Consider the following 12,655-nt stretch of genomic DNA (forward strand, 5'->3'; position numbering starts at 1 on the left):
TCATCAGTGTTGTCCTAGGTCGTGTGCCAGCACCTCGGCCGACGGCGTCAAGCGCCGTCGGGTGTCGATGGCGATCACCTGCCAGTCGACGCGCGGGTAGTCGTCGAATTTGCGACGGGCCCGCGCCCGCGCCTTCTCCGGTGCACCGTGGTGAATCCCTTGCGGCGCATGGGTGATCAGGCCCGGTGGCATCGGAATGCCGTACAGCGAGCCACCGTGGAAGAACGCGATCTCGTCGTAGTCGACATTGCGGTGATACCAGGGGGTGCGTTCGGTGCCCGGGACGCCTTCGGCGGGCTTGGGCAGGAAGTTCATCACGTAAACCCCGGTGGCCTGCATGAACAGGTGCACCGTCGGTGGCAGGTGCACGCTGTCGGAGGTGATGACGTTGTAGTCGGCGATATTGAAGGTGAAGGCGAAGTTGTCGCCGCGCCAGCCTTCCACATCGATCGGATTGTGTTGGTAGTACAGCGTTGTCGGGCCGCCCTCGTGCATCAGGCGGACTTCGTACTCGTCACGGCCGTCATCTTCCAGCGGTACCGGGTCGGGAATGGTCGCCTGCGACGGGTCGAACGGGAAGTGCCGGCCCAGTGAGCCCGGCGGCGGCACCCGGAATTCGTCGGTGGCCTCGATCATCAGCAGCGTGGTCTCGCTGTCGGGAGCCTGTCGCCAGGTGCAGGCCTTCGGCAGGTATACCCAGTCGCCCTGCCGATAGCGCAGCGGACCGAACTCGGTTTCCAGCAGACCCGTGCCGTTGTGTACGAAGCACAGTAGATCGCCATCGATGTAACGGGTGTAGAACGGCATCGGCTCACTGCGCCGGCTCAGCAGGACGCGGCAGTCGGGGTTGGAGAACATCAGCAGTGGCCCGCCATCGGCGTCAACCGCGTCGCTGGGTTTGAGTTCGTCGGCCAGCACGTCGATCGGCCGTAGCGGCCCGACGGCCCGGTAGGCGGTGGGGTCGTGGCGACGGTAGATGTTAGCGGTGCGGCCGGTGAAGCCGCCACGTCCCAACTCGTCGTCCTTCAATCCGTCGAGATCGGCGTGCACCCGCCGAGGTGTCCGGCCTTTTCGCAGGTGGATGAACGATTCCATGGCTCGGCTCCGAATGTCTTCGCTACAAAACTAAAAGTGACATTACTTTTTCTTTCGAGCCGGCGCAAGATCCGCCGCGCCGCAAACGCCTCAGTCGCGGACGCGCAGCACGACCTTGCCCTTGGCGCTGCGATTCTCCAGCGATGCGATTGCCGCCGCGGCCTGATCCAACGGGTAGACCACCGGCTCGGGAGGGGACAGCTTGCCCTCGCTGAGCAGTTTTTCAAGTGCGGCCCACTGCTCGTTCAATGCGCCGGGGTGGGTACCGGCCCACGCGCCCCAGCCAACGCCGACTACGTCAATGTTGTTGAGCAGCAACCTGTTTACCTTCACGGTAGGAATCTCGCCGCCGGTGAAGCCGATCACCAGCAAGCGTCCGCCCGGAGCCAGCGAACGCAGTGAATCGGTGAACCGATCGCCACCGACCGGGTCTACCACCAGGTCGACGCCGCGCCCGCTGGTCAGCTCTTTCGCCGCGTCCTTGAACCCCTCGGCCAGCACCACATCGGTTGCGCCGGCGGCCGTCGCGATGTCGGCCTTCTCCTCGGTGCTGACCACCGCGATCACCCGGGACGCCCCGAGTACCGAGGCCAGCCGCAGTGCCGAGGTGCCGATGCCGCCGGCCGCGCCATGCACCAACACCGTCTCGCCGGCCTTCAGCCGGCCACGGACCGTCAGCGCGAAGTACACCGTGAGATCGTTGAAGAGCACGCCTGCGCCGGCTTCGAAGCTGACGTTGTCCGGCAGTTTGAACACCCGATCGGGGGAGAGCACCGCGACTTCGGCCATGCCCCCGGTGAGCATCGTCAGCCCGACCACCCGATCGCCGGCACGCACGTGACAGTCGTCCGGCGCCGATCGCACCACCCCGGCGATCTCCGCTCCGAGCACGAACGGCGGTTCCGGCCGGTATTGGTAGAGGCCCCGGGTGAGCAGCGCGTCCGGGAAGGCCACCCCGGCGGCGTGCACCTCTACAACGACGCCGTCACCGGCGGGTTCGTCGACTTCTGCCACCTCAACTGAATCTGGACCATCGAGCCGGGTCACCCGTGCCGCGCGCATGCCGAACAGCGTACTTCCGGTTCAGAAACCTTCGGCGACCCGCACCACAGCCCGCCCGGAGAACGCGCCCTCGCGCAACCGGTCGATCACGCCGACAACGTCTTTGACGTCGACTTCAGTGGTGATCGCGTCCAGATGACGTGGCCGCAACGAATCCCCCAGACGTGCCCATAGTTCTCGGCGCTCACCGATGGGCAGCTGCACCGAGTCGATACCCAGCAGCGCGACACCGCGCAGGATGAATGGCATCACCGTGGTATGCAGACCGGCGCCGCCGGTAAGCCCGCTGGCGGCCACAGCGCCGCGGTAGTCGACGGCACTGAGCACGTCGGCCAGCGTCGCGCCGCCCACGCAATCCACTCCCGCAGCCCAGCGCACCTTGGCCAGTGGGCGCGGCTTCGCGTCGGGATCGGCCGGCAGACGACCGATGACTTCCGCGGCGCCAAGGGCTTTCAGCCGATCGGCCACTCCGGGGTCGCCGGCCTTGCCGGTGGAGGCGACCACCTGATAGCCGGCGGCGGCCAGCAAGTCGACGCTGACCGTCCCGACGCCTCCGCTCGCGCCGGTGACAACCACCGGCCCGGCGTCGGGTTTGATGCCCCAGCCAGTGAGGGCTTGCACGCTCATGGCGGCCGTGAAACCGGCGGTGCCGATCGCCGCGCCGTCGCGCGGACTCAGCGCGCCCAATGCCACCACTTGGTCGGCGGGCAGCCGGGCGTATTGGGCGTAGCCGCCGTGGTGGCCGGTGCCGATCTGGTAGCCGTGCGCGACGACGGCGTCACCGACCGAGAATTCGGCTGAGTGTGACTCGACGACCTCGCCGGTCAGGTCGATGCCGGGTACCACCGGGTAGTTGCGCACGACGCCGCCGCCGGGCGTAAGCGCCAACGCGTCTTTGAAGTTGACGCTGGAATACAGCACCCGGATCGTCACGTCACCGGGCGGCAGGTCGGCTTCCGTGAGTGTCTCGACCGATGCCGTTATCCGGTCCCCATCCTGGCGCGCGACCAGCGCGTGAAACGTGTCCATGAACTCGACGCTAGCCTCAATAGATGGATTGCTTTCCCCTTGGTAGCTTTTCGGTCGCCCGCATCGGCTTCGGCGCGATGCAACTGCCCGGCCCCGGCGTGTTCGGGCCGCCGAAGGATCGCGACGCGGCGCTGGCGGTGCTACGCCGGGCCGTCGAGCTGGGGGTGAACCACATCGACACGGCGCAGTTCTACGGTCCCGGTGTCGCCAACGAGCTGATCCGGGAGGCGCTGTATCCCTACCCGCAGAACCTGGCGCTGGTGAGCAAGATCGGCGGTCGGCGCGATGAAGCCGGTGCCTGGCTGCCGCTGACCGAGCCGGCCGACCTGCGCCGTGACCTCGAAGCCAACCTGCGCACCCTCGGCGTCGACCAGCTGGCGGCGGTCAATCTGCGGCTGATGGACAGCGAAGCGCCCGATCAGCTCTTCGACGACCAGCTTTCGGTTCTCATCGCTGCTCGTGACGAAGGGCTGATCGGTGGGATCGGGCTGAGCGAGATCACTCGCGAGCATCTGCTGCACGCCTTGCAACGTACCGAAATCGACTGTGTGCAAAACGCTTTCAATCTAGTACACCGGGCGTCGAATCCGGTGCTCGAGGAATGCCAGGCGCACGGCATTGCCTTTGTGCCCTTCTTTCCCTTGGGATCGGCGTTCGCGCAATCGAATCCGGTGCTGGGGAACGAGCTGATTGCGCAGGCGGCGAAGCGATACGGCCGAACTCCCGCGCAGATCGCCCTGGCATGGACGCTGAGCGTGGCACCCAACGTGTTGTTGATCCCGGGTACCTCGTCAGTGGCGCACCTGGAGGAGAACCTCGCGGTCGCCGATATCGAACTCGACGACGAAACCCGCGAACAGCTGAACGCGGTCGCTTCCTGAGTGTGCACTCGGTGGGGGCGCTAGCATCTCGGCATCGGGATAGGTGCGGCGACCATGACTTCCGGTGAGCCAATCGCCAACAGGCGTGCGAGCGCCGCTGCGCCCTCGGTCACCGAGTCCGGTTCTGTCATGCCGGGAGTCCTCGGGATTGTGACGGCACGACACGTCGGTGTGTGATGAGTTGACCGGCGCGGCATTCGGTTGTCCGCGCGTGACGCGCAGTGGGCTGTCGCTGGGTGTCCTAGCCCTCGGACGGGTCTTGGCATCGCGACGCTGGGTTCGATCCTCACCGGCGTCTACCACGGAATGGCGATTCCGGCGGGCATGCTGACCGCCGCCAAGAACGCCTTCACCGACGGGCTTGCCGTCGCGGCGGGTACAGGTTCGGGTCTGTTGCCAATGGCGGCGGCGGTGTGGGTGCTGCTGAAACCACGATCGGGCACCACCAGACGCGGGCGAAGTGGGCGCCCGACGGCAATGGGCTCTGTTGAAGTTGTTAGCTTCACCGCCAGGGACCGGCTCGAACCGAGTGAAGGGTTCGTGACAATGACTGCCTGGCTATGTACGCCGAACATCGTCAGCGCAATCGCGGGAACAGCGTCACCGCGTTGCCGCGGTCGATCGCTGAGCGGGCATCGTCATCGAGCTGGGGATAGCTGTCCAGTCCGGCGGCGAAGTATTTTCCGACTTCCACCGGGCCGAAGGGCCAGTCCGATCCGAACGTGATGTGACCCGGCTTGGCGAAGGCGAGCAGGGACGGTAATGCGGCTGGGGTCGAAGACAGCGCGGTGTCGAAGTAGAAACTCGAGAATTCGTCAAGCACTTCCTGGGGTTGGCGGCCGGTGTCTGCGATGACGCCCATTGCCAACCGGTGGCTGACATAGGGCACGAAGCCACCGGCATGGCTGAGGATGAACTTGATGTTCGGGTAACGCTGCCGTATCCCGTTGTGCACCAACAGGTATGCCGCACGGGTTGTGTCGAGCGGGAAGTCGGTGACAAACGGAGCAATGCCTGGCACGGTGGGGCCGGGCAGTTCGGTGGGATGAATGAACACGACCGCGGCACGCGCATCGAGGGCGGCAAAGAGGTCCTCCTGACCCGCTTCGCCGATATAGACGCCCGCGTGGTTGGCCAGCAGTATCACGCCGTCGGCGTTCAAGTCGTCCAGAGCGCGAACGGTTTCCGCAACGGCCGCGTCGACGTGCGGCATCGGCACAGTCGCGAAAAATCCAAACTTGTCCGGTTGTGCACCGACGACCTGTGCGGCGTAGTCGTTGAGGTCACGCGAGAGTGCGGCCGCGTCGGTCGCGTACGGCAGAAAGGTGGTGCCGGGGGCCGACACGGACAGTACAGCAGCTGCGGATCCAAGTTCTGCCATGGCTTCCAGCGAGCCCTCGGGACTCCACTCCGGCAACGCGCGTCCGCCGGCATCGTCGATGCCGAATTTTCCCAGCAACTTTCGGTAGTCGGGCGGAATCATGTGGTGGTGAGTATCGATTCGGGACATCATGACCTCCTTGTCGGGCCCGACAGGGCAAGTACGTTATCTTCCCGGCGCAGCAATGACTGGCCGGCGGTCTTGAACTGGGCCAGCTTATCGACGATCCGCTGGCCTTCCGGGGTATGACCCCAGATGCTGATTCCCCGGTAAGTCGTTGGTTCCCAGGTCGTTTCGTCGACGACAATCGGATTCCAGCCCACCTCCCATTCGAAGCCCGACGGCGTGACGGCGTAGTAGGACAGCTCGCGGTCGTTGGTGTGCTGCCCGACTCCCAGCGCCAGGTGAAACCCGAGTTCTTTGACCCGCTGGTAGGACGCGGTCATATCGTCGAGGTCGGCGACCTGGACATTGAGGTGTTGGACTCGCGTGCGAATGGGGTTGATGGGCAACCGGTTAACCGCAGCTATGGCCACCGAGTGGTGGCGCCGATTGACGCGCAGGAAACGGATCTTGAATTTGAGGCCGCTGATGGTCTCGTCGATGTAGTCGGACAGCCGCGCATCGAACACGGTGCCGTAGTAGTCGCGGACCTGTTCCGGCTGTTTGGACGTGACGGCCACATGCCCGATGCCGCCGTCACCGGTGACGAAACCGCCGCGCACCGCCATGTCCAGCGCTGTGGCGCTGCTGCGAGCGCGGGTGAAGATCTCTTGCGTGAGGCGATTGGGTCCGGGGAAGCGGGCCATCCGTTCCACCCCGCGCAACGCGGCTTCCTCTGCGGAGCCCTCGGTGACGGGTACGCCGTGCTGTCTGACCCGGCGCAGGATCTCCTCGAATGTGTCATCGTCGTCGAGTTGCCAGCCCAGCGCGGTGACATCCTCCGCGGGCCCGCGTTGCAGCAGAAAGCGGGCTTCGTTGTCGTCCAGCCGAAATCGCATGACATCGGACACGGTGGCGTCGACATGCATCCCAACGGCGTCGCAGCCAAAGCGGCGCCAGTCGCTGAACCGGTTGGTCTCGATCACGACGTAGCCAAGGTGCACCGCGCCGAACACACTCATGATGCGAACCTCGAGCTAGCCGAAAGAAATTCGGCGACCAGCCAGTTGAACAACTCCGCCCGCTCCCACTGCATCCAGTGCCCGGTGTCGGCGGTCATCACCAACTGCGCGTTGGGCATCGAGTTGAGCAACACCGGACCGCCGGCCGGGCGGTTGACCTTGTCGTCGCGGCCCCACAAGACCAGGGTGGGCGTCTGCAAATCCTTGAGTCGTTTGTCGCGGGTGAAATCCATGCGCCACAGGGTGCGCAACGCGCTGACGCCCGACGGGCGCTGCAGTGGCGGGTTCGCGATCACCTCGGGGTCAATTGACGCCGTGTATCGCAGGTCGATCAACTCGTCGGGTACCGAGGCGCCTTCGTAAACCAGATAATTGCGGATGAAGCTTTCCAGCTTCTGCCGGCTGGGGCCCGCGCCGCCGTAGTAGGACAGCAGACTCTTCAGTCCGGCGGTCGGTGCGCCGCGGGTGGTGCCGATGCCACCGGGGCCCATCAGTACGAGCTTGTCCACCCGGTCTGGAGTATCCAAGGCCAGCCGCAGCGCGGCCGCGCCGCCGTAGGAGTTGCCGACCAAATGCGCGGTTTCGATGCCGAGTTCGTCGAGTAGGCCGCGGATCTTGTCGGCGAGGTAGCCGAATGGGTCTTGTCGGTCGACGCCTTTCGCCGAGCGTCCGTAACCCGGCATGTCGGGAACGATTACGCGGAACTGCTGGGCCAGCGCGTCGATGTTGCGCGAGAAGTTGGACACTCCGGAGGCGCCTGGGCCGCCGCCGTGCAGCATGACCACCGCAGGCCCGCTGCCGGTTTCGGCGATGAAGATCGGCTTGCCCGCGACCACAATGGTGCGTTCGCTCAGGGTTGCGGTGCTCATGCGATGGCTCCTGTCTTGGGCGCCGAAGCTAGGGCGGTGGGAGTAAGACCGGCCGGCGGCAGTGGCAGGGTCTGCCCGGATTCTGCTGCGGCGTAGATGAATCCGTCGGGACGCAGCACCACGGCTGTTGCCTTCTTCCCCTGCAGCCAGGACAGCAGGGTGCCGTCCCGGTCGCAGATCGTCTGCGGGACCACACCATCCTGCGGCCCGGTCACCCGAATCGCCGGCACACCGATGGCGGTCCAGGCGCGCCAACCCGAGGGGGCGTCTCCGGTGTATAGCAGTGTCCACCGCCCGCCGAGGGCTGCGTCGAGGGAAACCGTGGCGCCGCGGGGGTCGATGATCCGCGGCTGCGGGATCTGCCAGCCCGCCGCGCGGTGTCCGGCTGCTAGGAAGCCGTTCTGATAGCGCGCCTGGGGAACCCACATCATTTTCTGCAGCTGATCCATCAGCGCAGGGAGATGCCCCATGGCACGTCCGATGCGATTACGCAGTGTGGCAACGACCTTCTTGCGCTCGGTGATGAGCCGGCCGACGAATACCGCACGTCGCGTCACCTCGGTGACATGGGGCTTGCGCTCGGCCTGGTAAGAGTCCAACAGGGAGTCCGGCGCCTGTCCATTGAGAACGGCGGCGAGTTTCCAGCACAGGTTGGCCGCATCGCGCACGCCCGCCGACATGCCTTGACCGATCCACGGTGGCATGGCGTGTGCGGCATCGCCGGCCAGGAAAATGCGTCCGACGCGCCAGCGGTCGGCGACACGGACGTGATGGCAATAGACCACGGCGCGCAGTATTTCGACGTTTTCTGCGGTGATGCCTTGGGCGTTGAGCACCTTCCAAACCTCAGCGTCGGAAACCAATCGCGATGCATCCTCGCCGGCGCGCGCGGGGTATTCCCAGCGATGATGACCAAGGGGGGTGGGACAATCGACGGTGGGGCGGGCCGGATCGCAGTGAAACCGCAAGCGGTCGTGTGCGTCCCACTCCCGTATCACCTTGGTGTCGATGACGACCCAGCGCTCGGCATAGGTACGTCCGGCATATCCGACCCCCAATTGCCCTCGGGTGGGCGACGATCCGCCATCCGCGGCGATGACGTACGACGCGTGCAGGCGTTTGAAGGTGTCGGTTCGCAGGTCAGCCAGCATCAGCTCGACGGCATCTTCCTTTGCCGCCACCCGGAGGCATTCGTGCTCGGCCAGCACCTCCACATTGGGGAAGCGGGCGACTCCGTCGCGCAAGACTTCGTCCACCGCGGGCTGATACAGGAATTGCTGCGGCGGGTGGCCCATCCCGTGCGATTTGATGCTCAGGTTGATGAAGGGCAACCCCTCGGCATCGACGAACGCAATCGGCCGGTCCGGCAACATGTCCTGCTGGAGTCTGTCCGCCAGGCCGACGGACTGCCAAATGCGCATCACCTCTTCATCGGTAGATATTGCCCGGGCCCGCCCATAGATGTCCGGATCACGCTCGATCACAACCACTTTCAAGCCCAGGCGGCCCAACAGGTTGGCCGCGGTGGCACCGGTTGGGCCGTAGCCGATCACGGCCACGTCGTAACGCGTCGCAGCACAGATTTCAGTGTCATTCATTGCCGCTCATCTCCCAGTCCGATCCGGGATTGTTCTGTAGTGATCACTACGGTAGTGTAGTGATCACTACAGAGTCAATGCCCAAACGTGGAGGTGGTTCGATGGCGAAAGAGGCGGCCAAGCGTCGCGGCAGTCGGGCTGACGGGGAGTTGTCGCGGGGTCGGATCTTGGATGCGGCCACCGAAATCGCGGCCGAGCGTGGTTACGAGGGCACCAGTATCGCGTTGGTAAGTGCCAAGTGCGGACTGCCCGCCAGCTCGATCTACTGGCACTTCAAGGACAAGGACGACCTGATCGCGGCGGTCATCGAGCGCAGTTTCGGCGCCTGGGAGACGGCGTGGGACGTGCCTGAGAATGGCACCACCGAGGAGCTGTTCCTGGGGCTGGCAGCGCAGATCGCCAAGGCATTGCTGGATGCGCCGGATTTCATCCGGCTGGGGTTGATGCTGGCCCTGGAACGCCGGCCGACCGAACCCCGCGCCCGCAGGATGTTTCTGCAGGTTCGCACCCAGGCGTTCGAGCAACTCAAGCGCAACTTCAGCGAGTTCGTGCCCGGCTTGACCGACTCACAGGTCCACCAGTTGGCCAGTTACGCGATGGCTGGCGGCGACGGCCTGTTCATCGCCAAGGAGATTGGTGGCGACGCGGTCGATCTGATCGCGCTGTTCGAGTTGCACGGCCGGGCACTCTATGACATGGCCCGCCGCTTCGTCGCGGAGGGGGAGAGTCGGTGAGGCTGAAAACTGTTCCAGGCCAACATCAGTGGCCGGTTGCGATTATCGGATCAGGCAACATCGGTACAGATTTGATGATGAAGATCCTGCTCAGCGATGGTCCGCTGACGGCGGCCGCCATGGTCGGCATCGATCCACACTCCGACGGGCTCGTCCGCGCCGCGCGGTTGGGGGTGCCGACGACCGCCGGCGGCGTCGAGGGTCTGTTGGCTATGCCCCACTTCGCTGATATCAAACTGGTTTTCGATGCCACCTCCGCAAGCGCGCACCGCGTCAACTGCGCCAAGCTGGCCGGTTCCGGGGTGCGGATACTGGATCTCACACCCGCTTCGATCGGGCCGTTCTGTGTGCCGGCGGTCAATCTCGGCGAGCACATCGAGGCGCCGAACCTCAACATGGTCACCTGCGGCGGGCAGGCCACTGTGCCTATCGTCGCCGCGGTGGCCCAGAGCGGGGCCGTGTCCTACGCCGAGATCGTATCGTCCATATCGTCGAAGTCCGCCGGTCCGGGTACGCGCGCCAACATCGACGAATTCATCGAAACCACCGCTGCCGCATTGCAAGTCGTCGGCGGGGCCCAGCGCGGCAAGGCGGTGATGATCTTCAACCCCGCTGACCCACCCGTCATGATGCGCAATACCGTCTACTGTCTGGTCGACGGCTTGGAAAACGGGCCGGCCGACCATCGGCGGATCGAGACCGATGTGCTGGCCATGGTGGACAAGGTCGGAACCTATGTGCCCGGCTACCGGCTCAAGCAACGGATTCAATTCGAACGCTTCTCCGACGACAACCCGCTGTATATTCCCGAGACGGGCAAGTTCACCGGCACCCGGGTGACCGTTCTGCTCGAAGTCGCCGGCGCCGCGCACTACCTGCCCGCATACGCGGGCAACCTCGACATCATGACCTCGGCGGCCCAAGCCACCGCCGAACGCATCGCCGTCCACGAGACCGAAACCGCCGGAGCGGCAACATGAATCTTTACATCAGCGACGTGACGCTGCGGGACGGGATGCACGCGGTGCGGCATCAGTACAGCATCGAGCACGTCACTACAATCGCCAAGGCACTCGACGCCGCGGGGGTGGATTCCGTCGAGGTCGCTCATGGCGACGGCTTGGGCGGGTCCAGCTGTGTCTACGGCTTTGGCGCCCACACCGACCTGGAATGGATCGAAGCCGTCGCCGGTGTCGTCACCCGCGCCCAAGTCGCCACGCTGCTACTGCCCGGGATCGGCAGCGTGCACAACCTCAAAGATGCGCGGCGCGCGGGCGTCGCGGTGGTACGCGTCGCCACCCATTGCACCGAAGCCGACATCTCGGCCCCGTACCTGGCTGCCGCCCGCGAGCTCGGTCTGGACCCGGTCGGCTTCCTGATGATGAGCCACCTGACCACCGCGCGCAGACTGGCCGAACAGGCCAAGCTCATGGAAGGCTACGGCGCGAGCTGTGTGTATGTGGTCGACTCCGGCGGGTCTATGACCATGGCCGATGTCGCCGACCGTGTCGACGCGTTGCGTCAAACACTTTTGCCCACAACCGAAATCGGCATCCACGCCCATCACAATCTGTCGCTGGGGGTGGCCAACTCGATCGTCGCGGTCGAGCACGGCGCCCATCGCGTGGACGCCTCGCTCACCGGCATGGGTGCCGGCGCCGGTAACGCACCCTTGGAGGTTTTCATTGCCGCCGCCGAGAAGCTGGGGTGGAACCATGGCTGCGATCTGCACGCGCTCGAGGATGCCGCCGAGGACGTCGTTCGCCCATTGCAGCACCGGCCGGTTCGCGTGGACCGGGAGACGCTGACGCTGGGCTATGCCGGGGTGTACTCGAGCTTTCTGCGCCACGCGGAAGCCGCGGCCGAACGTTTTGGGATCGACGCGCGCACGCTGCTTGAAGAGGCCGGGCGGCGCGCCATGGTGGGCGGGCAAGAAGACATGCTCGTCGACATCGCGCTGGACTTGACCGCCGCCGAGAGCAGTTCGAGTAGTCGGTAGCCTGGCGCGGCGGCTAACGCTGCGCATGCCAGCAGCGTGGCACCTCGGTATTGTCGCGAACATGGCCGCCCGGCGGTGGTCCTGCCAGCGAAGGAGAACCGAATTGCCAGCGTTTGAGCCCCTCGAACTCGCCGGTTTTCGCCGGTGGGCGCACGCGATCCTGACGCATCGCCGCGGACGTGAGATCTACCAGACGTCGACCATGGGGGCACTGCTCAGTGGCGTATACGAAGGCGACGTCACGATCCGGGAGCTGTTGCGCCACGGCGACTTTGGCCTGGGCACCTTCAACTGTCTCGATGGCGAGATGCTGGTTCTCGACGGAGTCTGCTACCAGCTCCGCAGCGACGGGAGCGCGACGATCGCCGACGCCGAGGAGCGCACACCGTTCGCCGCGGTCACCTGGTTTCGGCCCGAACGCCGGATCGACATCTCGGTTCCGTGTGATCGCGCCAAGCTCAAGACCCTCATCGACCAGACGCTGGAGAGCATCAATCTCATGGTGGCCGTGCGGGTTACGGGTCAGTTCAGCAGTATCCACACCCGCACCGTCGCCGCACAGCACCCGCCGTACCGGCCGTTCACCGAGGCTACGCAGGATCAGCAGGAGGTGACGTTCACCGATGTGAGCGGAACATTGGCCGGGTTCCGGATGCCCGATTACGAACAAGGCATCGCGGTGGCGGGCTACCACTCGCACTTCATCGACACCGACCGGCGTCGAGGCGGACACACGCTCGACTACCGGCTGGTCAGTGGCACCGTCGAGATCGGCATTCGCTCCGAGTTGCATCTGAGCCTGCAGCGCACGGCGCAATTTCTCGGCGCCGAGCTTGACCATGAGGATCTGGACGGGCAGATCCGCCAGACCGAGGGTGGTTAG

At 65.2% G+C, this 12,655-nt stretch carries 12 protein-coding genes; 5 read left to right on the forward strand and 7 right to left on the reverse strand.

All coding sequences use genetic code 11. From position 1 onward, the window contains the following. Positions 1-3: 3 nt before the first annotated feature. From AWC27_RS05030 to AWC27_RS05040, 3 genes are all read right to left on the reverse strand, one after another. On the reverse strand, positions 4-1,095 hold the full coding sequence (locus AWC27_RS05030; protein WP_085669470.1) for a homogentisate 1,2-dioxygenase: 1,092 nt from the start codon (positions 1,093-1,095) through the stop codon (positions 4-6). Between the two features lie 90 nt (positions 1,096-1,185). Next, the gene (locus AWC27_RS05035; RefSeq protein WP_085669471.1) at positions 1,186-2,157 is read right to left on the reverse strand and encodes an NADPH:quinone oxidoreductase family protein; all 972 of its coding nucleotides are present in this window, start codon (positions 2,155-2,157) and stop codon (positions 1,186-1,188) included. Between the two features lie 21 nt (positions 2,158-2,178). Then, complete coding sequence (locus AWC27_RS05040; protein WP_085669472.1) at positions 2,179-3,186, reverse strand: acrylyl-CoA reductase family protein; 1,008 nt, start codon at positions 3,184-3,186, stop codon at positions 2,179-2,181. Between the two features lie 23 nt (positions 3,187-3,209). Between AWC27_RS05040 and AWC27_RS05045 the strand changes: the two genes are divergently transcribed. Next, positions 3,210-4,067: an oxidoreductase gene (locus AWC27_RS05045; RefSeq protein ID WP_085669473.1), complete on the forward strand. Its 858-nt coding sequence runs from the start codon at positions 3,210-3,212 to the stop codon at positions 4,065-4,067. A gap of 577 nt (positions 4,068-4,644) precedes the next feature. Here the strand turns inward: AWC27_RS05045 and AWC27_RS05050 are convergent. From AWC27_RS05050 to AWC27_RS05065, 4 genes are read right to left on the reverse strand one after another with little or no spacing between them, the layout of a single operon-like run. Next, positions 4,645-5,577 (reverse strand): amidohydrolase family protein, encoded by a 933-nt coding sequence (locus AWC27_RS05050; RefSeq protein ID WP_085669474.1) that lies wholly within the window; start codon positions 5,575-5,577, stop codon positions 4,645-4,647. Continuing rightward, the gene (locus tag AWC27_RS05055; protein ID WP_085669475.1) at positions 5,577-6,572 is read right to left on the reverse strand and encodes a VOC family protein; all 996 of its coding nucleotides are present in this window, start codon (positions 6,570-6,572) and stop codon (positions 5,577-5,579) included. Before AWC27_RS05055 ends, AWC27_RS05050 begins: the two co-directional genes overlap by 1 nt. After that, the gene (locus AWC27_RS05060) at positions 6,569-7,441 is read right to left on the reverse strand and encodes an alpha/beta fold hydrolase (protein WP_085669476.1); all 873 of its coding nucleotides are present in this window, start codon (positions 7,439-7,441) and stop codon (positions 6,569-6,571) included. The genes AWC27_RS05055 and AWC27_RS05060 overlap by 4 nt, the downstream gene beginning before the upstream one ends. Continuing rightward, on the reverse strand, positions 7,438-9,039 hold the full coding sequence (locus tag AWC27_RS05065) for a bifunctional 3-(3-hydroxy-phenyl)propionate/3-hydroxycinnamic acid hydroxylase (protein WP_085669477.1): 1,602 nt from the start codon (positions 9,037-9,039) through the stop codon (positions 7,438-7,440). The genes AWC27_RS05060 and AWC27_RS05065 overlap by 4 nt, the downstream gene beginning before the upstream one ends. A 101-nt stretch (positions 9,040-9,140) precedes the next feature. Here AWC27_RS05065 and AWC27_RS05070 point away from each other — a divergent pair, with 101 nt between their 5' ends. From AWC27_RS05070 to budA, 4 genes are all read left to right on the forward strand, one after another. Further along, on the forward strand, positions 9,141-9,773 hold the full coding sequence (locus AWC27_RS05070) for a TetR/AcrR family transcriptional regulator (RefSeq protein WP_085669478.1): 633 nt from the start codon (positions 9,141-9,143) through the stop codon (positions 9,771-9,773). Continuing rightward, positions 9,770-10,753: an acetaldehyde dehydrogenase (acetylating) gene (locus AWC27_RS05075; RefSeq protein ID WP_281255883.1), complete on the forward strand. Its 984-nt coding sequence runs from the start codon at positions 9,770-9,772 to the stop codon at positions 10,751-10,753. Before AWC27_RS05070 ends, AWC27_RS05075 begins: the two co-directional genes overlap by 4 nt. After that, positions 10,750-11,772, forward strand: a complete 1,023-nt coding sequence (dmpG, locus tag AWC27_RS05080; protein ID WP_085669479.1) for a 4-hydroxy-2-oxovalerate aldolase — start codon at positions 10,750-10,752, stop codon at positions 11,770-11,772. The genes AWC27_RS05075 and dmpG overlap by 4 nt, the downstream gene beginning before the upstream one ends. A gap of 103 nt (positions 11,773-11,875) precedes the next feature. After that, entirely contained in the window at positions 11,876-12,655 is a 780-nt protein-coding gene (gene budA, locus AWC27_RS05085) for an acetolactate decarboxylase (protein WP_085669635.1), read from the forward strand.

Origin of the sequence: Mycobacterium szulgai (assembly GCF_002116635.1) — a bacterium.
In the GTDB taxonomy this organism is placed as follows: domain Bacteria; phylum Actinomycetota; class Actinomycetes; order Mycobacteriales; family Mycobacteriaceae; genus Mycobacterium; species Mycobacterium szulgai.

Coding starts and splice junctions, on each gene's coding strand:
- AWC27_RS05035 (WP_085669471.1), bottom strand. CDS start 2,157: ATGCGCGCGGCACGGGTGACCCGGCTCGATGGTCCAGATTCAGTTGAG.
- AWC27_RS05030 (WP_085669470.1), bottom strand. CDS start 1,095: ATGGAATCGTTCATCCACCTGCGAAAAGGCCGGACACCTCGGCGGGTG.
- AWC27_RS05045 (WP_085669473.1), top strand. CDS start 3,210: ATGGATTGCTTTCCCCTTGGTAGCTTTTCGGTCGCCCGCATCGGCTTC.
- dmpG (WP_085669479.1), top strand. CDS start 10,750: ATGAATCTTTACATCAGCGACGTGACGCTGCGGGACGGGATGCACGCG.
- AWC27_RS05060 (WP_085669476.1), bottom strand. CDS start 7,441: ATGAGCACCGCAACCCTGAGCGAACGCACCATTGTGGTCGCGGGCAAG.
- AWC27_RS05065 (WP_085669477.1), bottom strand. CDS start 9,039: ATGAATGACACTGAAATCTGTGCTGCGACGCGTTACGACGTGGCCGTG.
- AWC27_RS05055 (WP_085669475.1), bottom strand. CDS start 6,572: ATGAGTGTGTTCGGCGCGGTGCACCTTGGCTACGTCGTGATCGAGACC.
- AWC27_RS05050 (WP_085669474.1), bottom strand. CDS start 5,577: ATGTCCCGAATCGATACTCACCACCACATGATTCCGCCCGACTACCGA.
- AWC27_RS05070 (WP_085669478.1), top strand. CDS start 9,141: ATGGCGAAAGAGGCGGCCAAGCGTCGCGGCAGTCGGGCTGACGGGGAG.
- AWC27_RS05040 (WP_085669472.1), bottom strand. CDS start 3,186: ATGGACACGTTTCACGCGCTGGTCGCGCGCCAGGATGGGGACCGGATA.